Genomic DNA, 23,432 nt, shown 5'->3' on the forward strand with positions numbered 1-23,432 from the left:
CTCGTCTCCCGGTGCCGCCGGTGCGGCGTCTGACCCACCATGTACCCAAGCCCCGGCAACACGCCCGGCACTCAGCAACTGCTCCCGGATATTTCACCCGTGCGTTGCGACGTTCCGGGCGTGTTGCTGGGGTCGGGCGACTGGTCAGTCCGGCAGTCCGTCAGTCCGGCAGGAGGTCTCGCGGTTCGGCGTCGACGGCATACGTGGGGGTGCGCGCGAGCCGGGTGCGGGCGCCCTCGAGCATGGACACCGACGCGCTGCCGGTCGTGAGGGCCTCGAGGAAGTCCTCGGCCGTGATCTTGAGCAGGGTGCTCGGCTCGCGCGCGGTGACGGTCGCCGTCCTCGGGATCCGGCGCAGGAGGCCGATCTCGCCGAAGTACTGGCCCTCCGCCATCGACGGGAGCTCCCGCTCCATGGCCTCGCCGCCGCGGGACCGGACCGCCATCGAACCCGACTCGATGACGTAGAAGGCGTCGGCGTCCTGGCCCTCCCGGACGACGTCGGTGCCGGCGTCGACGGTGATCTCCTCGGCGTTGGAGGCGAGGCGCTCGAGGACGGGCCGTGAGGCCTCGGCGAGGATGGCGGCCCGCTGCAGGACGGCGATGCGCGGCTCGAGGGCAGCGACGGTGGCGACGTTCGCGTTGTCCATGCGACGCAGCACGGGCAGGCCGAGGAGGCAGAGCACCGGGATCCCGAGGCCTGCCATCCAGAGCGTGGCATCCAGGGACGTGGCCGCCAGCGCCAATGGGGTGACGAAGGCGCCGAGCGAGATCGCGGCGAGGACGAAGGTGAAGAAGGCGCCGAACACCCGCCCGAGCTTGTCCGCGGGCAAGGAGCGCTGGAGGGCAGTGACGGCGAGGACGTCGACGATGATCGTCCCCCCGCCCCGGACCACCTCGATGGCGAAGGCGGCGACGGGACTCTCGACGACGAGGAAGAAGAGTGTCGGCAGGCAGTAGACCGCCATGCCGGCGAGGATGGCGGTCCCGAGCCGGGGGAGTGCGGAGATCCGGTTGACGAGTCCCGCCGCCGCCAGACCGCCGACGCCGAGCCCGGCGAGCAGGTAGCCGTAGCCGTCCGCGCCGGTGCCCAGCCGCTCGTCGGACAGGACGATGAGCTGCACGGTGTCGACGCCGTAGACGAAGCTGGCGATGACACTGAAGGCACACAGCACGGTGGCGGTCTGGGACGACGCGATGGCCTGGACGCCGACGAGCATCTGCCGGAGCGGGTTGCTCGCGCCGCCCTCGGTGACGTCCACCGGCTGCGACCGGACCGTCATCCGCCCGGTGATGAGCGCAGAGACGAGGAACGTGCCCGCATTGATGGCGAAGACGAGGGCGGGCGAGCCGAGGAGCAGCAGCAGACCACCGATGGCCGGGCCCGCGATGATCGCGATGTTGTCGACGGTGTTGCGGATGGTGTTCGCCGCGGCGAGCTCCCGCTCCGGGACGGTCTGTGGCGTCAGGGCGGCGGTCGCCGGTTCGTAGGTCATGCCGAGGACCGAGCAGACCGCCGCGAGAACGATGGCGAGTGCGGGGTGGCCACCCACCGCCGCGAGCACGGCCAGACCGATCATCAGCGCTGCCGACGCGACATCGATCGAGATCATGAGCCGGACCCGCTCGAAGCGGTCGGCGAGGACGCCGCCGTAGGCCCCGAGGAGGAGCGACGGGACGAACCGGCCGATCGTGACGGCGCCGAGCCAGACGGGCGACCTCGTGGCCTCCCAGACATAGCCCATCAACGCGACGTTGTACGCCCACGACCCCGCGAAGGACGTGGTGAACGCGATCATGAGCAGGCGAAAATCCCTGTGGCGCAGGACTCTCAGCAAGCCGTCCGGTTTGTCGGTCCTCATCTGGCACCCCTTGCGGGCCGTGGCGGTCGCTCGACTGTATGCCCGGGCGCGAGGGCGCCGGAGTCGAATCGCAGGAACTGCCCCGGCGGGCGCCGGGTCGGCCGAGGCGAAAATCCGCTGGACTTCACGTGCGCTTGAGAGTGTGGAGTGTGGCCATGCGAGCAATCAGACTTCACGAGTTCGGGCCGGCGGACAACCTCGCGCCCGAGGAGCTCCCGGACCTCACACCTGGCCCGGGCCAGGTGCGGGTCGCCGTGCAGGCGAGTGGCGTCCACCTCATCGACACGGCCTTGCGACGGGGGGAACCGGGCCCGATGCCGGCGCCGGAGCTGCCGACGATCCCCGGACGCGAGGTCGCCGGGGTCGTCGATGCCGTCGGCGCCGATGTGCCCGGCGACTGGCTCGGCCAGCGGGTCGTCGCCCATCTCGGTCTCGTGCCGGGCGGCTACGCGTCGCAGGCGGTCACTGACCCCGCGAAGCTCTTCGCCCTGCCGGACGGCGTCGCGTTCGCCGCCGCCATCGCCGCTGTCGGCACGGGCCGCACCGCGCTGGGCATCCTCGAGACCGAGCCCGTCCGTGCCGCCGACACCGTGCTCATCCCCTCAGCCGCCGGTGGGCTCGGCTGGCTCCTCGCGCAGTCCGCGCGGGATGCCGGTGCGACCGTCGTGGCCCTGGCGGGCGGCGCCGGCAAGGTCGAGAGACTCCGCGAGCTCGGCGTCGACCACACGGTCGACTACACGGTGGACGGGTGGGCCGACGTCGTGCGTGACGCGGTCGGTGAGGCCACGGTCGTCTACGACGGGGTGGGGGGCGAGGTGGGCAGGCGCTCACTCGAGCTGCTCGGCGCCGGCGGTCGCCTCGTCATGTTCGGCTACTCCTCGGGAGAGCCGACCCAGTTCACGACCGCCGATGTCATCGCTGGCGGACTCACCGTCTCGTGGTCGCTCGGAGCGCGCATGCTGGCCCTGCCCGGCGGGATCCCGGGCCTCGCGGGCCGGGCCCTCGAGCGGGTTGCTGCGGGACAGTGGTCACCCCTGACGACGACCTATCCGCTCGACGAGGCGGCACGAGCCCACGCCGACCTCGAGGAGCGCCGCGCGATGGGCAAGGTCGTGCTCGTCCCCTGAGCCACGGACACAGGGCATCAGCCTCCGAGGCGCTCGAAGCCCGTGACCGTGAGGACCGCCGCCCCGACCTCGTCGCTCGCGCTCAGGTCGACCTCGGCGGTGATGCCCCAGTCCCGGTGGCCCTCGGGGTCGAGCACGACCTGGCGCAGTCGCCAGGTGCCGGGGAGCTTCTCGACCTGGAGCAGGGCAGGCGAGCGGGCCTGCTGGTCGGTCCCGATCGAGTCGTGCTCGTCGTAGTAGGCGCCGAGGGCGTCGTTCCAGGCGCTGGCATCCATGGCGACCTGCTGTGGGGGATCGGTCAGCTCGGCGACCCGTGCCTCGAGCTCGCCGAGCGCCTCCCACTGGTCGCGCGCCGCCAGCTCCACCCGGTGGAACATCGCGTTGCGGACGAGCACCATGAAGGCGCGTTCGTTGGCGGTGATCGGACGGGTGGGTGGCGTGACGTCGTCCTCCCGGGTGAGGACCTGGGCGGGGTTGACGAGGTCCTCCCACTCGTCGAGCAGGCTGGAGTCGGTCTGACGGACGAGCTCGCCGAGCCACTCGATGATGTCCTCGAGCTCCTCGCTCCGATGCGACTCCGGGACGGTGTGCTTCAGCGTCCGGTAGGCGTCCGTGAGGTAGCGCAGCAGCAGGCCCTCGGAGCGGGAGAGGCCGTAGGCGGAGACGAACTCGTTGAACGTCATGCCGCGCTCGTACATCTCGCGGACCACGGACTTCGGTGACAGGGCGTCGGCCGAGACCCAGGGATGGGTCTGCCGGTAGGCCGCGAGGGTGACCTCCAGGAGGTCGGCCAGCGGCTTGGGCCAGGTGACCTCCTCGAGCCGCTCCATGCGCTCCTCGTACTCGACGCCGTCGAGCTTCATCGCGGCGACCGCCTCTCCCCGGGCCCGGTGCTCCTGGGCCCAGAGGACCTGTCGCGGGTCCTCGAGGATCGCCTCGATGACCGAGACGATGTCGCGGGCATGCGTCTCGGACTCCGGGTCGAGGGTGTCCATCACGGCGAGGGCGAACGGGGCGAGGGGCTGGTTGAGTGCGAAGTCCCGTTGCAGGTCGATGGTGAGGGCATGGCGCCGCCCGGACGCGTCGGGAGCCGCCAACCGCTCGACGACCCCCGAGGTGATCAGCTCGCGAGCCAGGACGAGCGCGTGGCGGCCGAGCCGGCGCTGGTCCTTGTCGTCGTGGTGGCTCTCGCGGATGAGCCGGACCGCGTGGGCCACCGGGTTCCCTTGGCGGGCAAGGAGGTTGATGAGCACGGCGTGGGACATGCGCAGCCGGGGCTGGAGCGGCTCCGGCTCGGCCGCGATGAGCCGCTCGAAGGTCTCGCGGGACCAGGTGATGAAGCCGTCGGGGGCCTTCTTCCGCTGGACCTTGCGCTGCTTCTTCGGGTCGTCGCCGGCCTTCTCGACGGCGCGGAGGTTCTCGATGACGTGCTCCGGCGCCTGCGCGACGACCCAGCCGCGGGCGTCGAAACCCGCCCGGCCGGCCCTCCCGACGATCTGGTGGAACTCGCGCGCCTTGAGCATCCGCTGCTTCGTGCCGTCGAACTTGGTCAGCCCGGTGAGCAGCACGGTCCGGATCGGCACGTTGATCCCGACGCCGAGCGTGTCCGTGCCGCAGATGACCTTGAGCAGGCCGTCCTGGGCGAGCTGCTCGACGAGCCTGCGGTACTTCGGCAGCATGCCGGCGTGGTGCACGCCGATCCCGTGGCGCACGAGGCGCGACAGCGTCCGGCCGAAGCCTGCGCCGAACCGGAAGCCGCCGATCCGCTCCGCGATGGCGTCGCGCTCCTCACGCGAGGTGATCCGGACTCCCATCAGGCCCTGGGCCCGCTCGAGGGCGGCCGCCTGCGTGAAGTGGACGACGTAGACCGGGGCGCGTCCTGCCTCGAGGAGCTCCTCGATCGTCTCGTGCAACGGGGTCTCGGCGTAGGAGAACTCGAGCGGGACCGGCCGCTCCGTGCCCGCGATGACGGCGGTGGCCCGTCCGGTGCGTCGCGTGAGGTCGTCCCGGAACATCGTCACGTCGCCGAGCGTCGCGGACATGAGGACGAACTGGGCCTGCGGGAGCTCGAGGATCGGCACCTGCCAGGCCCAGCCGCGGTCGGGCTCGGAGTAGAAGTGGAACTCGTCCATGATGACGAGGCCGACGTCGGCCGCGGATCCCTCGCGGAGCGCGATGTTGGCGAGGATCTCGGCGGTGCAGCAGATGATCGGGGCGTCCGCGTTGACGGACGCGTCGCCGGTGATCATCCCGACGTTGTCGGCGCCGAACTGGGCGCAGAGCGCGAAGAACTTCTCGGACACGAGCGCCTTGATCGGCGCGGTGTAGAAGGAGACGCGGTCCTCGGCGAGGGCGGTCAGGTGCGCGGCGCTCGCGACGAGCGACTTCCCCGACCCGGTGGGGGTCGCGAGGATGACGTTGCTGCCGCTCAGGATCTCGAGGAACGCCTCGTCCTGGTGGGGGTAGAGCGTGAGCCCCTGCTCGCTCGACCACTCGGTGAAGACCTCGTAGAGGCTGTCGGGATCCGGGTTGGCGGGGATCCGCTCACTGAGGTTCTTCACCCCGTGAGTATGCCGCCGGGTAGGCTCGTGCGCCCAACGCGGGCCGTGGTGCGGGGCAGGGGATGGGGCGGAGCGGACCGTATGCCGCTCAGTCGCGGGCGGCGCGTCGCTCGAGGGCGCGCTCGAGGAGGGTCAAGGCGTGCACAGTGGTCCGGTCGAGGATGTCCTCGGGCTCTCCGTCCCAGCGCTGCAGGTCCGTGGTGACCTCGCCGTGGCTGCTCAACCCGAACCACACCGTGCCCGGCGGCTCGCCGTCCTGCGGGTCGGGCCCGCCGACCCCGGTGACGGCGACGGCGAGGTCGGCGTCGAGGAGGCCGGCAACCCCGACGGCCATCGCCGCGGCGGCCACCTCGCTGACCACAGGTCCGTCCGGCACCCCGAGCACGCGGTGCTTGACGTCGCTCGCATACGCCACGAGACACCCCTGGAACCACTCGCTGGAGTGGGGCGCCGCTCCGAGGTGGCACGAGACCTTCCCCCCGGTGAGGGACTCGGCGACTGCGATGGTGCGGGCGTCGCGCATCGCGGCGCGGGCGATCGCCGCCGAGGCCCGCTCGGCCTGGCTGGTGAGGTCATCAGGCGTGCTCATGCCCAGTCCTTACCCGTGATGGCGGTCCTGCGGTCAGCGCGTCGCGACGGTCCGGCCACGGGTGCCGGGGCGGTGTGTCACCGCCAGGTGGCAGGCTGGGCCCGATGGCGACGGCAGACGAGGCCAGCGGCGAGGTGCTCGACCGCTTCTCTCCGGCGACCGCTGCGTGGTTCCGGAGCAGCTTCAGCGCACCCACAGCCGCTCAGGTCGGCGCCTGGGCGGCGATCTCGTCGGGCCACCACTGCGTCGTCGTCGCCCCGACCGGCTCGGGCAAGACGCTGTCCGCCTTCCTCTGGGCCGTCGACCGGATGGCGAGCGAGCCGGTGCCGGAGGACCGACTGGCCCGGTGCCGCGTCCTCTATGTCTCGCCGATGAAGGCGCTCGCCGTCGACGTCGAGCGCAACCTTCGGGGTCCGCTCGTGGGGATCGGTCACGCGGCCACGCGGCTGGGCCTGCCGGTTCCCGACATCGGGGTCTCGGTCCGCTCCGGCGACACCCCGGCCGCTGAGCGCCGCGCCTTCGCCCGGACGCCGACGGACATCCTCATCACGACCCCCGAGTCGCTCTTCCTCATGCTCACGTCGTCGGTGCGGGAGGCTCTCCGGGGCGTCGAGACGGTCATCGTCGACGAGGTCCACGCCGTCGCCGGCACGAAGCGTGGCGCCCACCTCGCCCTGTCCCTCGAGCGCCTGGACGCCCTGCTCGAGCGGCCCGCCCAGAGGGTCGGGCTGTCGGCGACGGTGCGCCCGGTCGAGGAGGTGGCCCGCTTCCTCGCGGGGGGTCGTCCCGTCGAGGTCGTCCAGCCCCCGTCGACGAAGGAGTGGGACCTCGACGTCGTCGTCCCCGTCCCCGACCTCGCGGAGCTGTCCGGCGCCCCGGCGGAGGTCGCGCCGGGCGTGCCCGACCTGTCCGGTCCGGCCGCCGGCAATGCGCCGCGCGCCTCCATCTGGCCCCATGTCGAGGAGCGGATCGCCGACCTCATCGCGGACCACCGCTCGACCCTCGTCTTCGCCAACTCCCGCCGGCTCGCCGAGCGGCTGACCGCACGCCTCAACGAGATCTGGGAGGAGCGGTCGTATGCCGACCCTCGGGGGGCTGCGCCCCCCGAGCGCCCCCCGCACAGCGCGCAGGGCGGGCCCTCGCCGGCCCGGCCGCCTGCGCAGGTCATGGCCCAGTCGGGGGCCAGCCACGGCGCCCCTGCCGTCCTCGCCCGCGCCCACCACGGCTCCGTGAGCAAGGAGCACCGTGCCGCCATCGAGGAGGACCTCAAGGCCGGGCGGCTGCCCGCGGTCGTCGCGACGAGCAGCCTCGAGCTCGGCATCGACATGGGCGCGGTCGACCTCGTCGTGCAGGTGGAGAGCCCGCCCAGTGTCGCCAGTGGCCTGCAACGGGTCGGTCGTGCCGGGCACCAGGTCGGTGCCGTGAGTCGCGGGGTCCTCTTCCCCAAGTTCCGGGGCGACCTCGTCCAGACCGCGGTCGTCGTCGAGCGGATGCGGTCCGGGGCCATCGAGAGCCTGCGCGTGCCCGCCAACCCCGTCGACGTGCTTGCCCAGCACATCGTCGCGATGTGCGCCATGGACGACTGGACGGTCGAGCAGGTCGAGGCGCTGGCCCGTCGCACCGCGAGCTTCGCCGCCCTGCCGAGGTCGGTCCTCGAGGCGACCCTGGACATGCTCGCGGGGAAGTACCCCAGCGACGAGTTCGCCGAGCTGCGCCCGCGCATCGTCTGGGACCGCGTCACCGACACCCTCTCCGGCCGCCGGGGGGCCCAGCGGCTCGCCGTGACGAGCGGTGGGACGATCCCGGACCGGGGCCTGTACGCCGTGTTCCTCGCGTCGGGGGACGGGCCGGGACGGCGCGTGGGCGAGCTCGACGAGGAGATGGTCTACGAGTCCCGGGTGGGGGACGTCTTCACGCTCGGCACGTCCTCCTGGCGGATCGAGGACATCACCCATGACCGCGTCCTGGTCACCCCCGCGCCGGGACTGGCTGGGCGCCTGCCGTTCTGGAAGGGCGACCAGCAGGGCCGTCCTGCCGAGCTCGGCCGTGCGGTCGGCGCCTTCGTCCGCGAGGTCGTCGGACTCGGCCCGGAGCAAGCGCGCGCCCGGGTCCGGCAGGCCGGGCTCGACGAGTGGGCGGCGGACAACCTGCTCGCCTACCTCGAGGAGCAGCGCGAGGCGACTCGTCACGTGCCCGACGACCGGACCATCGTCGTCGAGCGGTTCCGGGACGAGATCGGCGACTGGCGCGTCGCGGTGCTCTCGCCCTTCGGGGGACAGGTCCACGCGCCCTGGGCACTGTGCGTTGCGGCGCGGATGCGGGAGCGCTTCGGGATCGACGTGCAGGCCATGCACGGCGACGACGGGATCGTCTTCCGCCTGCCCGACCTCGAGTTCGACGCGCCGGGCGGGGTCTCCGGTCCCGTGGGTTCGAGCAGTGAGATCGGGCGCCAGCTCGTCGAGCTCGTCACGCTCGAGCCCGAGGAGGTCCAGCAGCTCGTCACGGCGGAGATCGGCGGCTCGGCCCTCTTCGCCGCGCGCTTCCGGGAGTGTGCTGCGCGGGCCCTCCTGCTGCCCCGCCGTCGTCCGGACCGCCGCCAGCCGTTGTGGCAGCAGCGGCAGCGGGCGGCGCAGCTGCTCCAGGTCGCCAGCCAGTTCCCCTCCTTCCCCATCGTCCTCGAGGCGGTGCGCGAGGTCGTCCAGGACGTCTTCGACGTGCCCGGGCTCGTCGAGCTCATGACCGACATCCGGTCGCGGGCGGTGACCGTCGTCGAGGTCGAGTCGGCCCAACCGAGCCCCTTCGCCAAGTCGCTCGTCTTCGGCTACGTCGCCCAGTACCTCTACGAGGGCGACTCGCCCCTGGCGGAGCGTCGCGCCGCCGCGCTCGCGCTCGACCCGAGCCTCCTGTCCGAGCTGCTCGGCCATGGTGACGCGCTCGCCCTGCGTGACCTGCTCGATCCGGAGGCCATCGCCCGGACCGAGGCCGAGCTCCAGCGGCTCGCACCGGAGCGCGCGGCCCGGGACGCCGAGGACCTCGCCGACCTCGTCCGCGTCCTGGGGCCGCTCTCGACGCGCGACATCCTGGCCCGCTGCGCGGACGGCTTCGAGCCGCCCGACGTCGAGTCTGCGCTCCGGTCCCTCGAGCAGGCGCGCAGGCTCATCGCCGTCCGCGTGGCGAGCGAGGATCGCTGGGCGGCGGTCGAGGACGCCGGGCGCCTTCGCGACGCCCTCGGCACGGCCCTGCCCGTCGGGGTGCCGACCGCCTTCCTCGAGTCCGTGCCCGACCCGCTGGGCGACCTCGTGGGGCGCTTCGCCCGCACCCACGGGCCCTTCACCGTGCAGACCGTCGCCGAGTGGTGGGGGCTCGGCCCGGCCGTGGTCCACGACGCCCTGAGGCGACTCGTCTCGGCCGGTCGCATCGTCGAGGGTGAGCTGCTGCCGACCGAGAGCGGCGGTGGTCACGGAGCCGAGTTCTGCGACGCCGAGGTCCTCAGGCTCCTGCGGCGACGGTCGCTCGCCGCCCTCCGCCACGAGGTCGAGCCGGTGGCACAGGTCGAGCTGGCCCGGTTCCTGCCGCACTGGCAGGGCGTCGGTGGCGGCCAGCGCGGCCGAGAGGGCCTGCTCCGCGCCGTGGAGCAGCTGACCGGCGCCGTCGTCCCGGCCAGCGCGCTCGAGACCCTCGTGCTGCCCGCCCGGGTCGCCGACTACCGACCGGCCCTGCTCGATGAGGTGATGAGCTCGGGGGAGGTCATCTGGCGGGGCCACGGGTCGCTCCCCGGCGATGACGGGTGGGTCAGCCTCCACCTCGCCGAGACCGCGCACCTGACGCTGGCGCCGCCCGAGCAGGCCGACCTCACCGATGCCGAGGACACCGTGCTCGAGGCCCTCGAGGGCGGGGGTGCCTGGTTCCTCCACGCGCTCGCCGACCGCCTCCGGGCGTCGACGTCCGGCGGCAGGGAGCTGGGCGACGCAGAACTGCTCGAGGCGCTCTGGTCCCTCGTGTGGGCGGGTCGGGTCACCGGCGACACCATCGCGCCCCTCCGGGCCCTGCTCGCCGGAGGGCGCACCGCGCACAGGAGGCCGACCACCGCGCCACGCTCGGCCCGCTACGGCGGCCGGCGCACCTCGCTCGGCCGTCTCGGGTCCCTCGGAGGGGTGTCGCGTGAATCCTTGGCCGAGGCGGCTGCGGCGGCCGAGGCGTCGGCTGCGGCGAGCGCGCTGCGGGCCGGGCGCGCTCTCGGCTCGGCGCCGCCGACCGGGGTCGGCCGCTGGTCCCTGCTGCCCGTCGTCGAGACCGATCCCACGATGCGGGCCGTGACGAGTGCCGAGCTGCTCCTCGACCGCTACGGCGTGCTCACCCGCGGCGCGGTCGTCGCCGAGGACGTGCCCGGGGGCTTCGCCGCGGTCTACCGGGTCCTCGCCGCGGCCGAGGAGGCCGGCAAGGTCCGGCGCGGCTACTTCGTCGAGTCCCTCGGGGCCTCGCAGTTCGCCTCGACGGGCGCGGTCGACCGGCTGCGCTCGTTCGCGCGGCTTCCCTCGACCGACCGGAGCGACCAACGGGGGACGCACCCCCCCGGGAACCGGTCCCCGGGGCCCCGGCCCAGCGGCATACGGCAGGATCCCCGGGCCGACGCGCTCGTGCTCGCCGCGAGCGACCCCGCGAATCCCTACGGCGCGGCCCTCTCCTGGCCCGACCGGCCCACGGACGGAGCCGGCGCGCGCAAGGGTCACCAGCCCGGCCGGAAGGCCGGTGCGCTCGTCGTGCTCGTGGACGGGGCGCTCGTGCTCTATGTCGAGCGCGGCGGCAAGACGATGCTCTGCTGGTCCGATGATCCGGACGAGGTGCAGGCCGCCGCCGATGCGCTCGCACTCGCCGTCCGTGAAGGAGCGCTCGGGCGGATCACCGTCGAGAAGGCCGACGGTGCGTCGGTGCTCGGCTCCGACCACCCGCTCGTCCACGCGCTGTCGGAGGCGGGGTTCCACATGACACCGCGGGGACTGCGGCTGCGTCGATAGACGCGGGACCAAAGCCTCTGGCGGCCGTTCCGCCCCGATGATGGCCTGACAGTGGCACCACGGTGTGGTTTCCAGTTCGGTTGCCATGACGTGGTCCGGGCCGAGAGGAGGCCACCATGTCGACCCCGACGACAACATCGCCAACGGCTCCGGCGCCCCGGCCGGTGCCTCCCCAACCACCCCAGCCCTCCTCCGCGGAGTCCGGCGCTCACGGACACCGACCCCGATGGGTCCTCCCGGTGGTCGCGGTGGCCATCCTCGCTGTCCTCGGCGTGGTCGGCCTCCTCGTGTGGAACAACTGGGTGCCCTCGGCTCCCGGTGGTGCCAGCGCCGGCACCCCCACGGCGACGTCCGTGGAGCTGACGTGGACCGCGCCGACCGAGGGTCCCGACGTGGACCAGTACCTCGTCCTGCGAGGAGGCAGCGAGGTCGCGACCGTGCCCAGCGAGGTCACCAGCTACGCGGATGACGGTCTCCTGCCCGACTCGACGTACCACTACACGATCGTGGCGGCGTCCGGATCGAAGCGGTCGGATCCCTCCGCCGAGATCACCGTCCACACCATGCCGGCCGCGCCCACCGACCTGCGCGGGACCGCGGTCACCGACACCTCGGTGACGCTGCGCTGGGCCGAGCCCTCCGAGGGCCCGCTTCCCGACGCGTGGGTGGTCGCGCGTGACGGGGCCGAGGTGGGGACGGTCGTCGGCGAGCAGACGTCGTTCGACGACGACTCGCTGCAGCCCGGAACGCGCTACACCTATGTCGTCGTCGCGTCGTCCGGGACCGCCCGCTCCGAGCCCTCCGACCCGCTCGGCGTGCAGACTCTGCCGAGCGCGCCGACGGGCCTCAAGGTGACGGCCCGGACCACATCCACCATCACGCTGCAGTGGGCCTACCCCGACGGCGCCGCCGTCGACCAGTTCCGGGTCCTCCGTGACGACGCCGAGGTCGCCACCGTGCCAGGAACGGCTCGGACCTTCGCGGACAAGGGCCTCTCGCCCGGGCGCTCGTACTCGTACCAGCTCGTTGCCCTGCTCGCGGGCACGTCCTCGGAGGAGAGCGGGGCCCTCAAGGCCACGACCGCCACACCTCCGGTGTCCGACGCCAGGCTCACCGGCACCTACGACGTGGACGGCAAGATCACGAAGAGCTCGAGCACGCTCACCCTCGGCGGCGACCCGGCCCTCGGCCAGACGATCGCGGGATGGTGGCGGATCACCCCGAAGTGCGACACCGGTGCCTGCGACGCGGTCCTCAAGGGCAGCCTGGGCGGCCACGCGTTCACGATCAACCTCGACCGTGACGGCGCCGAGTACACCGGCTCGACCACGGCGCAGATCTCGTACTGCACCGGACCCAACGGCAAGATCGAGGTGACCGACACCCTGACCTTCACGGGAACGGTGACCAAGGCCGGCCTCGTGGACGACGTCTGGGTGGCGACCGCGTGGAAGGGCACTCTCGCGATGAAGGCGCCCTACACGTCCGCCGGCACCGTCGGCAACATGCGGTACTACTGCCCGGCCGGCAGCCTGACGGCGACCGTGAGCGCCACTCGCTGAGCGCCGGGTTGGAGGAGGGACCCGGACCGACAGGCCCGGGTCCCTCCGCGTGTTCTCCGGTTCCGCCGCGGTGGACAGTCCGACCGTGCCATTCTCGGGCAAGGGATCACTCGCGGTGGCTCGCCGGAGGCTGTGCACTTGAGCGACGCCGACTCGTCGCCGCCCGAGGCCAGGGAGGTGCCCGGTGAACGCGACGCCCTTCGAGGGAACCGATGTGACGGCTGGAGCCTCAGGGTGGCGCGCGAGGGTGGTGAGCGCCGAGGATGCCGCAGCAGCGATTCCCGCGGGCTCGACGGTCTACGTCGGCAGTGCGTGCGCGACACCGCGCACCGTGGTGCGTGCGCTCGAGGACCATCCTTTCGAGCACCTCGGCATGCGTCTGGTCCACCACCTCACCGACGGTGTCCGCAACGCGCTCTCCACGGGGACCAACTTCGAGCACCGCACCCTCTTCGTCGGCGCCGAGCTCGCCGACCTCGTGAGCAGGGTGCAGCCGCACGGGGTGTCGGTCGACTACGTGCCGATGAGCCTCACCGACCTCCCGGCCAGCCTGCGGAACGGGCGGGTGCGGATCGATGCAGCGGTCGTCCAGGTCACGCCGCCGCGCGACGGCCTGGTCAGCCTCGGCGTGTCGGTCGACGCCGCACCCGCGGCCATCGAGTCGGCCGGCCTCGTCGTCGCCGAGGTGAACCCGGCCATGCCGTGGACCGAGGGTGCGAGCACGGTCCCCGTCGACCGCATCGACCTCTTCGTCGAGGTGCCCGGTCCCGTCATCTCCTACGAGCACCCGGGCGTCGGCGACGTCGGTGAGCGGATCGCGGGCTACGTCGCGCGGGTCATCGACGACGGGGCGACGATCCAGGTCGGCCTCGGCCGCATCCCGACCGCCGTGCTGGCGCACCTCACCCAGCGCCGGGATCTCGGCATCCACTCCGACGTCATCACCGACGCGGTCCTCGACCTCGTCGAGGCGGGCATCGTCACCGGGACGTCCAAGAGCGTCGACGTCGGGGCCGTGGTGACGAGCGCGGCCATGGGGACGCAGCGCCTCTACGACGCCATCGCAGACAACCCCCGCTTCCAGTTCCGCCCCATCGACGAGGTGCAGGCGGGGCTCGCGGCGCAGCATCGGCTCGTTTCCGTGACGCAGGCCTTCCGCGTCGACCTCACCGGGCAGGTCTGCGTCGACGCGCTCGGCGGGAACCTCTACGGGGGGCTCGGCGCCCAGGTCGACTTCCACCGGGCGGCCGCCCAGTCACCGGGCGGCAAGGCCATCGTCGCCCTCGCCTCGCGGCAGCCCGACGGCTCCCCCGCGTTCGTCGCCGACCTCGGCCCGAACGAAGCGGTGGCCATCCCGCGACACGAGGTGCGTTGGGTGGCAACCGAGTTCGGGATCGTCTACCTGCACGGCCGGTCCCTCCGGGAACGGACCATGGCTCTCGTCGAGCTGGCCCACCCCGACGACCGCGAGGCCCTCCTCGGCGCCGCCAAGGCGGCTGGTCTCGTCCCACCGGACCAGAAGTTCCGCTCGCGCCAGCAGTACCCGGCCGCAGAGGAGCGGCGGGTCGAGCTCAAGGACGGCAGCGTGGTCCTGATCCGTCCGACCCACACCGGTGACGCGCCGCTGCTCCAGGACCTCTTCTTCCGGATGCGTCCCGAGGACGTGCGCACCCGCTTCTTCCGCAACCTGTCCTCCTTGACGCGCAACGCTGCCGAGCACCTCACCAACGTCGGCTACGACTCCGAGATGGCGTTCGTGGCCGTCCGGGGGGAGCGGGAGAACGAGGAGGTCGTCGGGTCCGCGCAGTACTACGTCGACGCCGACAGTGGCTGTGCCGACGTCGCCTACATGGTCGACTCCGCCTGGCAGGGACGCGGCCTCGGGCGCGCCCTGAACCGGATCATCTCCGACTACGCGGCCCGGCACGGGGTCCGCGCCTTCACTGCGGACGTCCTCGTCGGAAACGACGCGATGCTCCACGTGCTCACCTCCGGCGGAGACGTGGAGGTTCGCACGGCAAACGGCATCCACGAGCTCCGCGTCCCCACACGGGCGCTCGCCGAGGGGGAGTCGTGGATCGCCTCCTGACCGTCGACCGGGTGGCCATGCTGCGCCATGTCGGGATCTTCGCCGAGACCCCTGGCCGGGTCCTCGCCGGTCTCGCGGGGGCCCTCACCGAGGAGTCCTTCGTCGCGGGTGAGGCGGTCATTCGCCGGGGCGCAACCGAGGACTGGCTCCACGTGGTGACGTCGGGAACCATCGAGATCATCCGCGAGGACGGACGGATCCGCGCCGATGCCCCGGTCGTCGTCGGAGATCTCGCCGTCCTCGACCCGCAGCCCCGGTCCGCGACGGTGCTGGCCGTCACGGACGTCGCCGCCCTGCGGCTCGCGAAGGCGGACTTCGACGAAGCGCTCGAGAGCCGCCCCGAGATCGCGCGCGGCGTCATCCTCGCCCTCGTCGAGCGGCTCCGCGAGAAACGCGAACCGCACCCGTGAGGCTGCGGCTGCTCGCGCTGCTCGGCGGACAGGCGGTCGCCCTCGGGCTGACCGTCGCCTTCCTCGTCGTCCCCGCGAGCGCCGTCTTCCTCCACACCTATGGCGCAGGGGCCCTGCCCTACGCGTACCTGACGGTCGCGGTGGGCGGCGTCGCCGTGTCGTCCGCCCTCACGGTGGCGCAACGCCGTATGCCGCTGGGCCGGCTCGCGCTCACCGTGCTGAGCCTCTATGTGGTGCTCGTCTTCGGGGCCTGGCTGCTGCTGAGCCGGTGGGACATGGCCTGGGTCACCTTCGTCCTCATCGTCCTCTTCCCGCTCTCGATCCCCACCGGCTTCCTCGTCGTCGGCTCGCAGGCCGTGCGGCTCTACGACGTGCAGACCCTCAAGCGGGACTTCCCGCGGATCGTGTCAGGCTTCTCGATCGGCTTCGCGGCCGGTGGTCTGGCGGCTGCGGCACTGGTCGAACCCCTCGGAGCGGCGACGCACCTGCTCCTCATCGACGTCGCCATGGCCCTCGTCTTCATCGGGGTCGTCTGGGCCACGAACCGGCAGTACCCCGGCCAGCTCCTCGCAGCGCCGTCCGAGACGCGCCGGCCCACGGAGCCGAGGCGGTCCACCCCCCGGCTGGCCGAGCTGCGGCTGCTCCGCGAGCCCTTCGTCCTGCTCGTGCTCGGCTACCAGATCCTCTCAGCTGCCGTGACCCAACTGTTCGACTACGTCGTCTGGGAGCGAGCCGCCGCCTACTACGAGGACCCGGAGAGCCTGGCCCAGTTCATGGGAACCTTCGGTGCGATCCTCAACATCGTCGCGGTCCTCTTCACGCTCCTGCTGGCGGGGCGCCTCCTCGCGCGCTTCGGCATCGGATTCGGCTTGCTGGCCAACCCGTTCGGCGCCCTCCTGCTGACCATCGTCGTCCTCGGGGTGGGCGCGGGCCCGGGCATCGCGACCTTCGCCTACCTCGTCGCCGTGTGCGCGGCCCAGGTCGTCGACATCACGTTGACCGACGGCACGACCCGCACCTCGATCGCCGCGACCTACCAGGGCATCCGGCGGGCCGATCGGCTGCGCGCCCAGACCTTCGTCGAGGGGGCGGGGATCCCCATCGCCGTCGGGCTCGTCGGGGCCTTCCTCCTCGTCGTCCGAGCCCTGGGCCTCGACGTGCGGGCCGTCGTGTGGACCACCGGAGCGCTCACCCTCGTCTGGATCTGGCTGGCGGTCCGGGCACACCGCCGCTACGGTCAGCGGCTCGGCACGGTGCTCACCGACCGGTCCTGGGACCCGGTGGCGCTCCGGGTCGACGACACGGCGGCCACGGCGGTCGAGCGGCTGCTCGAGAGCCGCGACGCTGTCGATCGGTGCACGGCGATCGAGGTCCTCAGCGACGCCCGCTCGCCGGCGGTCGTGCCCGTCGCCATGGAGGCGCTCTCGGACGTCGCAGCCGCCGTGCGCAGCGTCGCGGTCGAGGCGATCGCGGGCGCCGATGCCGCGGCGCGCCCTGAGGTCGCGGAGCGACTCGTCACGCTTCTCGCTGACCCCGACGCCGGGGTGCGCGCACGGGCCGCGGCCGCCGTGTCGCGAGAGGGATCGGACCGGCGGGAGGACGGGCACGGGGTGTGGCGAGAGATGCTCGCCGACACGTCGACCAGGGTGGAGGCCCTCCTCGCCGCGGCCGCGGTGCCCAGCGCCGTCCTCGTCCCGGACCTCGTCGGCCTGTTGGGCGACCAGCGCATTCCACCCGCACTCGATGCCGCACTCAGCGCCCACGGTGACCATCTCGTCGACGAGCTCGCCGGGCGCCTCGAGGGCGGCCCCGCGACCCCGGGGACGGCGATCCTCAGCACCGCCGTGGCGAGAGGCGGCGGTGAGCGGGGTCGAGCGCTGCTCCTTGCCGCGCTCGTCGACGACCGCGCAGACGTCGCGGCAGCGGCGGCCACCGGCCTGTCCCGCGTGCCGCGCGAAGGGCGGGCCGCGGCCCTCGACGCCCGCGCCAGACGCGCCGTCGCCACGGCCGTCGACCGGGAGCTCCTGCACGCCGGTCATCTCGTCGACGCGCTCGACGCTCTCGATGCGCTCGAGGCGAGTGTCGATGCGGCGCCCCTGCGCGAGGCGCTCGCCGACGAGCTGGCCGAGTCGTCCCGGCGGCTGCTCACGCTCGTGGCTGTCGTCGTCCCCGGCCTCACGGCGGAGCGGGTCACGGCGGGCCTCGGGTCCAGCGACGAGCGCACGCGAGGACTCGCACAGGAGCTGATCAGCGTCGCACTGGGCCGACGGGCCTCCCGGGTCCTCGCGGTGGTCACTCCCGGCCTGGCCCCGCGGGAGCGGCTGGCCGGCCTCGGCCGGGCCGGCGCGGTGACGGACCCAGCCGCTCTCGTGGTCGACATCGCGCGCGGCGCGGAGGTGCCTTGGCGCGATCCCTGGCTGCGGGCGTCTGCCCTGCGGGTGCTGCCCGGCATGGCGCCAGAGGCCGTCGACGAGGTCGTCGCCACCCTTCGCACCGAGCGACGAGCGGGGGCCGGCGCCTCCGCCGCGGGATCCACGCTGGACTGGGTCGTCACGGAGACGGTGCAGTGGCTGGATCAGGCGGAGGCGTCGGTGGCGAGTCGGAAGTCCGCCAGCGCCTCGGCCGACCCGGAGCTGCCCTGAATCGCAGTGAGGAAGTCGTCCCTGCCGAGACAGTAGGTCGTCAGGTTCCCGGGAGCCGTCACCGTGGCGGTCCGCCTGCCCTTCCGGAGCAGCGCGATCTCACCGAAGCTGTCGCCGGGACCGAGGCCGGGACGCGGAGCCCCGCCCACGGCCACTTCCGCGGTCCCCGAGGCGACGATGTGCACCGTCTCGCCCTCGTCGCCCTCCCTCATGACGACATCACCGGCGCGATAGTCACACCGCTCGAGTCGACCGGCGAGGTGTTCGACGACGACCACCGGGAGGGGCTCGAAGATGGCCACCCCGGAGAGCAGCTCAGTGGTCCCCTGCGCCTCGCCGGCGGAGCGGTCGACGGCCCCGAAGGCGCCGAGGTAGCAGATCGCGAGGACGGCGACGACGACCCCGATCGTGAGCAGCGCCGCGCGCACGGGCACGACCTCGATGACGACGGGTGCGACGGCCGCCCCGACGGCCATTCCCGTGCACGCAACGATCTCGACCGCACCCAGGGCCTGTGCTGCTGAACCCCGGGGCGCAAGGCGGGCCACCGAGGTGAAGAGGCTCGCGTCCTCGACGGCGTTGCCGACGCCGATGACGAGCATGCCGATTCCGGCGACCCACGGGCTGCCACCGACGGACAGGACGGCCAGCCCGACTCCCCACGCGAACACGCCACCGACCATGCTGCGGCCGAGCCGCGAGACGTGCAGGACCCGCGTGCCCACCGCCGCGCCGATGAGGCCGCCGACCCCGAGGGCGGCCCAGAGCCATCCGACGACGTCCTCGCCGAGCCGCAGCTCCCCCAGGACGAGGATCACGAGCAGCACCGTGAGCACTCCCCGGGCGAAGGTCTGCGCGAAGACCAGCGCCGGTGCCCCGCCCCCGCGGACGACGCGGGCGAGCACACCGAGCCCAGCGGCAAAGGACCTCTGTCGGGCTTCCCCGCGATGGCGCAGGTAGGCCTCGGGCAGCTGCACACGGGACAACGGCACGAGGGCCAGCGCGAGACAGACCGCTCCGATCGCGAGCGCCCGGTCGGGGGTGGTTGCGAGCAGGGCCGCGCCGGCGAGGGCGGGGCCGACGAGTGCTGCCGTGCTCTCGATCCCGGTCGACGCGACGTTGGCCACGGCGAGCTCTCGCGGCGTGTGGACGAGCCAGGGGAGGATCGCTGCCTGGAGCGGACGATACGTGCTGAGCAGCCCGCACGCGATGGTCCCCAGGGCCAGGACGACGAGGACCGGCCACCCGGCCATCGCCGCTGCGGCCGCCACGCACAGCGCGCCGATCGCGACACCCACGACCCAGCGCAGGAGGGTGCCGAGGTGCATGCGGTCGCCGGCGTGCCCCACCAGGGCGGACATCGCTGCGCCGATGACCGCCAGCCCGGCCGAGGTCGCAGCCAGCAGTCCGGGCCCACCCCGCTGATAGGCCAGCACGAGGAGGACCACAGGTGAGAACAGCCGCGCGGTTGCCGCGAGCCCCCAAGCGGTCTGGAGGCCTCGTCGTGGCGACAGGAGCGTGCCCCAGCCCATTCCCGCATTGTCTCGCTGCGGTGACGAACGCGGAACCCGTCATCATGGAGGTGGGGCCGGGCAGTGGGCGCGCGAGGGTGAAGGAGGTGCTGTGCCGGAGGGTGACACCGTGTGGCGCACCGCTCGCCGTCTCCACGAGGCCCTGGCCGGGCGGGGGATCGTCGAGTCGGACCTGCGCTGGCCCTCGCTCGCGACCGCCGACCTGTCGGGTCGGCGCACCCTCGAGGTGGTCAGTCGCGGCAAGCATCTCCTGCATCGGTTCGAGGGTGGTCTCACGCTCCACTCACACCTGCGGATGGAGGGCCAGTGGCGGATCGAGGCGACCCCACGGCTGCAGCCGCGGTGGCGTCGGTCGCCGGACCTCAGGGCGCTTCTCGCCGCATCCGAGTGGACGGCGCTGGGCCTCCGGCTCGGGATGCTCGACCTCGTGGAGACCCGTCAGGAGTCGGACCTCGTCGGGCACCTGGGCCCGGACCTGCTCGGACCCGACTGGGACGCGGAGCGCGCCGTCGACAACCTCGCGACGTCCGGTATGCCCCTCGGGGAGGCCCTCCTCGACCAGCGCAACCTCGCCGGCCTCGGCACCCTGTGGACGGCGGAGACGCTCTTCGTCCTGGGGATCCACCCCTGGACCACCGCGTCCCAGCTGGACCGGGCGACGCTCGAGCAGGTCGTGGCCCGGGCCCGCCACCTCATCGACCGCGGCCGACGCGATGCGGTCCAGTCCTCGACCGGCTCACTGGCCCGGGGCGAGTCGACCTACGTGCACGGGCGCAGCGGACGACCCTGCCGACGCTGCGGTGCGACAGTGCGCGTCGCCCTCGTCGGGGAGCCGACCCGCGAGCGGACGATGTTCTACTGCCCCTCCTGTCAGGGCGGACTCGGCCCGACCGACGACGGTCGCCCGCAACGGCCGCTCGGCTCGGAGTCCGGGCGGCGTCGCGTCACGGGTCAGCGCTGAAGGGCCCTGAGCGCCATCGGCCTGCCGCCGCTGAGCCGCGCCACCTGCGCCAGATAGAGCTCTGCGCAGGCGAGGGCGTCGGTCAGGGCCTCGTGCGCCACGTAGCGGGGCAGTCCGAGGTGAGCTCGGGCCGTCGCCAGACGCAGCGCCCCCGGCGGCAGGTCGGCGCCGGAATGACTGCGCAGCACGCGGGCCTGCAGCTCCATCGTGTCGACCACCTCGACCGGGAGCGGTACCCCGTGCGTGCGCTCGCACCCCGCGGAGAGGAACTCGGTCTCGATTCCTGCGTGGTGGGCGAGCAGCACCCGGCCCCGCAGCGCGTCCGCAACACGGTCGATGATCTCCGACAGCGCGATGCCCTCGTCCAGGGCGTCGTCGGTGATGCCGTGGACGGCGGCGCTCTGGCCGACCTCGGCATGGGCACGGCAGAGGAGCCGCTGTGCACCGGAGAGGTCGATGACGAGCCCGTCGACCGGCACGAAGCCGACCGAGACGACGTGGTCGACGCGTGGGTCGAGGCCGGTCGTCTCGAGGTCGAGGGCGAGGAGCGGCAGTGCGGCCACGTCCGTGCGGGAGGAGGGGCTCGGAGTGGCGAGGCACTCGCGGACCGGCCCCGGCGGAGCCTGTCCCGCAAGCCGGGCCCGTCGCCGGTCCCGGCCGAGCAGCGCACGGATCACGTCAGGTGCCCGAGCGGATAGCTCTGGACGACGGTCTGCTGGGCCGATCGGACGATCTGGAAGGCGTCACGCAGGTGGCGCTTCTCGAAGCTGCTCAGCTCACCCGGAGCGACGAAGTTGTCGGGCTCACGACCCTCGCGAAGCTGGCGCGCCTGGTGGGTGAGGCGCACGTAGCGGATGAACTCGAAGGCGTCGTGCAGGTCGGCCGCGGTCTCGGATGAGAGCGCACCGGCCCCGGCTGCGGCACTGATCCGGGCGAGCGTGTTCACCTGAGGCAGTCCCCGCGACAGGGCCTGGACCCGCGCGATCTCGACGATGGCGTGGACGCCGCCCCGTTTGAGGTCGAGCGTGTCCTTGTGCTCCCCCTTCCGCTCGAGGACGAAACCTCGGAAGAACCCGAGGGGCGGCTCGTTGGATGCGGCGTTGCGGGCGAGATGGGCCAGGAAGCGTCCGCTGTGGGGAGCCGTCTCGGTGACCTGCTGGTGCAGTGCGTCGACCAGTCCGGGCTCGCCGTGCAGGAGTCGCAGGTCGAAGAAGATCGCCGACCTGAGGACGGCGTCGGGCGTCGGTTGGTCGACCCAGCCCGTGAACATCCGCCGCCACGCGCGAAGTGATTGACGCCATTGCGGATTCGTCGCCATGATCCCGCCGGGGCAGGGCGGGTAGCCGCACGCGACGAGGCCGTCGACGACGAACGAGGCGAGCGACTCGAACCAGGCCGCCTGCTCGGGCGTCGGGTCGTCGGCGAGCACGAGGGCGTTGTCCTGGTCGCTGCCGGGCCCCTGCTCCAGTCGGGCCTGGGAACCGAGGACGATCCAGGCATAGGGAAGGGGCGGGGTCCCCAGCCGCTGCTCGGCGAGGGCGATGAGCCGCCTCTCGATGGCGTCACCGACCGCGGTGACGATGCGGCCGATGCCGTCGGCGGTCGCGTCCTCGTGGACGAGCTGGTCGACGATGCGGGGGAGCCGCTGGCTGAGGACGATGAGGGCATCGAGGTCCTTGGCCTTAGCGACGTCTCCGACGAGGTGGATCGGGTTGGCCCGCTCGAGACGCATGAGGTCGGTGCTCGTCAGCATGCCGAGGGGCCGATCGCCCTCGACGACCGGCATGTGGTGGATGTTCCGCGAGGTCATCTCGAGGATGAGCTCCATCGCGAGGTCGTCCGGCGCGGCCGTCACCGGGTCGCCCGTCATGATGGCGCTGACCGGATGGGTGGTCTCCAGTCCCGCGGCAAGGACTCGGGTGCGCAGGTCCCGGTCGGTGACGATTCCCCGGAGGCGCTCGCCGTCCACGACGAGGAGCGACGAGACCTGCTCTCGGGCCATGAGGGCGGCCGCGTCGCGAATCGTCGTCTCGCCCGTCGTGGTGATCGGTGCGCGCCGGATCAGGTCACGCAGGCGGGTCTGGAGGACGGCACTGCGCCGGTCGTGCTGGGGAAGCGACTGGAGGGCATGGCGGAGGCGAGCCTCGCGCTGCTCGGAGAAGAAGTCACCGACCGCGGGGTGCTCCTCCGCGAGGGACTGGAAGCTCGCCGTCGACATGACGAGCAGAAGGCTGTCCTCGATGGCCAGCACGTCGAAGCGAGAGGGTGTGCCGCCCAGGGCGGTCGTGCCGAATCCGGTTCCCTCGCCGCCCCGGGCCACGAGGGAGCCGTTCTCGTCGGTGATCTGCACGGCGCCGGAGCGGACCACGAAGACCTCGTCGTTGCTCCTGCCGACACTCATCAGGTGCGTGCCGCGCCGTGCGTAGCGCATGGTCAGGCGGCGGCCGAGCCGCACCAGGTCCTCGCGGGGCACGGCGGCGAAGGGCGCGTGCTCTGCGAGGAAGTCGGTGACTTCCGTGATGTCGACATCGGCCACGGCGTCATCGTCGCACTCCTGTCGGCATCGTTGACACCGAACACGAGGCGGAGCACGGGTCGGATCTGGGCCTACGCTGGGCGTGGTCAGGATCAGCTGCGCTGATCAGCACCCAGAGGTCAGGAGCACGGTCAGATGGCTTCACGACTCAACCCGTACATCTCGTTCAAGGACAACGCCCGCGAGGCGATGGAGTTCTACCGCGACGTCTTCGGCGGGTCCCTCGACATCAGCACGTTCGGGGACTTCGGCCAGCCGGACGCGCCGGATGCCGACAAGATCATGCACGCCAGACTCGAGACGGAGGGCGGCTTCACCCTGATGGGCGCCGACACGCCACAGGACATGGAGTACCACCCGGGGGACAACATCGCGGTGAGCCTCAGCGGAGACGACGCCGACGAGCTCCGGTCCTACTGGGGCAAGCTCTGCGAGGGAGGCACCGTCTCGGTCCCTCTCGAGAAGCAGATGTGGGGCGACGAGTTCGGGATGTGCACCGACCGCTTCGGCATCGGCTGGATGGTCAACATCTCCGGTGGGGCCTGAG

At 72.5% G+C, this 23,432-nt stretch carries 14 protein-coding genes; 8 read left to right on the forward strand and 6 right to left on the reverse strand.

Annotated features, from left to right (window positions below; translation table 11 throughout):
• Positions 1-160 precede the first annotated feature (160 nt).
• Positions 161-1,861: an MFS transporter gene (locus LOY02_RS00585; RefSeq protein WP_317180367.1), complete on the reverse strand. Its 1,701-nt coding sequence runs from the start codon at positions 1,859-1,861 to the stop codon at positions 161-163.
• A gap of 155 nt (positions 1,862-2,016) precedes the next feature.
• Between LOY02_RS00585 and LOY02_RS00590 the strand changes: the two genes are divergently transcribed.
• Positions 2,017-2,988, forward strand: a complete 972-nt coding sequence (locus tag LOY02_RS00590) for a zinc-binding dehydrogenase (RefSeq protein WP_317180368.1) — start codon at positions 2,017-2,019, stop codon at positions 2,986-2,988.
• 17 nt (positions 2,989-3,005) lie between these two features.
• Here the strand turns inward: LOY02_RS00590 and LOY02_RS00595 are convergent, their stop codons facing one another.
• Together LOY02_RS00595 and LOY02_RS00600 are read right to left on the reverse strand one after the other, a co-directional pair.
• A complete protein-coding gene (locus tag LOY02_RS00595; protein WP_317180369.1) occupies positions 3,006-5,549 on the reverse strand; it encodes a DEAD/DEAH box helicase in 2,544 nt (847 codons plus the stop codon).
• An 88-nt stretch (positions 5,550-5,637) separates the two neighbouring features.
• Positions 5,638-6,138, reverse strand: a complete 501-nt coding sequence (locus LOY02_RS00600; RefSeq protein WP_317180370.1) for a CinA family protein — start codon at positions 6,136-6,138, stop codon at positions 5,638-5,640.
• 104 nt (positions 6,139-6,242) lie between these two features.
• Between LOY02_RS00600 and LOY02_RS00605 the strand changes: the two genes are divergently transcribed.
• The 5 genes from LOY02_RS00605 to LOY02_RS00625 all read left to right on the forward strand — a co-directional run bounded on the left by LOY02_RS00605 (position 6,243) and on the right by LOY02_RS00625 (position 17,856).
• Positions 6,243-11,153, forward strand: coding sequence for an ATP-dependent helicase (locus LOY02_RS00605; RefSeq protein ID WP_317180371.1), 4,911 nt, complete (start codon positions 6,243-6,245; stop codon positions 11,151-11,153).
• Positions 11,154-11,401: 248 nt separating this feature from the next.
• Positions 11,402-12,715 (forward strand): fibronectin type III domain-containing protein, encoded by a 1,314-nt coding sequence (locus tag LOY02_RS00610; RefSeq protein ID WP_317180372.1) that lies wholly within the window; start codon positions 11,402-11,404, stop codon positions 12,713-12,715.
• 184 nt (positions 12,716-12,899) lie between these two features.
• The gene (locus LOY02_RS00615; RefSeq protein WP_317180373.1) at positions 12,900-14,804 is read left to right on the forward strand and encodes a GNAT family N-acetyltransferase; all 1,905 of its coding nucleotides are present in this window, start codon (positions 12,900-12,902) and stop codon (positions 14,802-14,804) included.
• Positions 14,789-15,214, forward strand: coding sequence for a cyclic nucleotide-binding domain-containing protein (locus LOY02_RS00620; RefSeq protein WP_317180374.1), 426 nt, complete (start codon positions 14,789-14,791; stop codon positions 15,212-15,214). The genes LOY02_RS00615 and LOY02_RS00620 overlap by 16 nt, the downstream gene beginning before the upstream one ends.
• Positions 15,211-17,856, forward strand: coding sequence for an Npt1/Npt2 family nucleotide transporter (locus LOY02_RS00625; protein ID WP_317180375.1), 2,646 nt, complete (start codon positions 15,211-15,213; stop codon positions 17,854-17,856). Before LOY02_RS00620 ends, LOY02_RS00625 begins: the two co-directional genes overlap by 4 nt.
• On the opposite strand, the gene LOY02_RS00630 is transcribed toward LOY02_RS00625, so the two are convergent.
• Positions 17,790-19,388 (reverse strand): cyclic nucleotide-binding domain-containing protein, encoded by a 1,599-nt coding sequence (locus LOY02_RS00630; protein WP_317180376.1) that lies wholly within the window; start codon positions 19,386-19,388, stop codon positions 17,790-17,792. The two genes, LOY02_RS00625 and LOY02_RS00630, sit on opposite strands and share 67 nt — an antisense overlap.
• 91 nt (positions 19,389-19,479) lie before the next feature.
• On the opposite strand from LOY02_RS00630, the gene LOY02_RS00635 reads away from it, so the two are divergent.
• Positions 19,480-20,349, forward strand: coding sequence for an Fpg/Nei family DNA glycosylase (locus LOY02_RS00635; RefSeq protein ID WP_317180377.1), 870 nt, complete (start codon positions 19,480-19,482; stop codon positions 20,347-20,349).
• Here the strand turns inward: LOY02_RS00635 and LOY02_RS00640 are convergent.
• Positions 20,340-21,026 (reverse strand): exonuclease domain-containing protein, encoded by a 687-nt coding sequence (locus LOY02_RS00640; RefSeq protein WP_317180378.1) that lies wholly within the window; start codon positions 21,024-21,026, stop codon positions 20,340-20,342. The two genes, LOY02_RS00635 and LOY02_RS00640, sit on opposite strands and share 10 nt — an antisense overlap.
• Positions 21,023-22,885 (reverse strand): putative nucleotidyltransferase substrate binding domain-containing protein, encoded by a 1,863-nt coding sequence (locus LOY02_RS00645; protein WP_317180379.1) that lies wholly within the window; start codon positions 22,883-22,885, stop codon positions 21,023-21,025. The genes LOY02_RS00640 and LOY02_RS00645 overlap by 4 nt, the downstream gene beginning before the upstream one ends.
• Positions 22,886-23,020: 135 nt before the next feature.
• Between LOY02_RS00645 and LOY02_RS00650 the strand changes: the two genes are divergently transcribed.
• Positions 23,021-23,431 (forward strand): VOC family protein, encoded by a 411-nt coding sequence (locus LOY02_RS00650; RefSeq protein WP_317180380.1) that lies wholly within the window; start codon positions 23,021-23,023, stop codon positions 23,429-23,431.
• Position 23,432: the final 1 nt, after the last annotated feature.

This window comes from Intrasporangium sp., assembly GCF_032907665.1.
Taxonomy (GTDB): domain Bacteria; phylum Actinomycetota; class Actinomycetes; order Actinomycetales; family Dermatophilaceae; genus Intrasporangium.

What these genes read in the sequence shown, in the direction of transcription:
- LOY02_RS00605 (WP_317180371.1), top strand. Translation starts at nt 6,243, where the DNA reads ATGGCGACGGCAGACGAGGCCAGCGGCGAGGTGCTCGACCGCTTCTCT.
- LOY02_RS00650 (WP_317180380.1), top strand. Translation starts at nt 23,021, where the DNA reads ATGGCTTCACGACTCAACCCGTACATCTCGTTCAAGGACAACGCCCGC.
- LOY02_RS00630 (WP_317180376.1), bottom strand. Translation starts at nt 19,388, where the DNA reads ATGGGCTGGGGCACGCTCCTGTCGCCACGACGAGGCCTCCAGACCGCT.
- LOY02_RS00585 (WP_317180367.1), bottom strand. Translation starts at nt 1,861, where the DNA reads ATGAGGACCGACAAACCGGACGGCTTGCTGAGAGTCCTGCGCCACAGG.
- LOY02_RS00590 (WP_317180368.1), top strand. Translation starts at nt 2,017, where the DNA reads ATGCGAGCAATCAGACTTCACGAGTTCGGGCCGGCGGACAACCTCGCG.
- LOY02_RS00600 (WP_317180370.1), bottom strand. Translation starts at nt 6,138, where the DNA reads ATGAGCACGCCTGATGACCTCACCAGCCAGGCCGAGCGGGCCTCGGCG.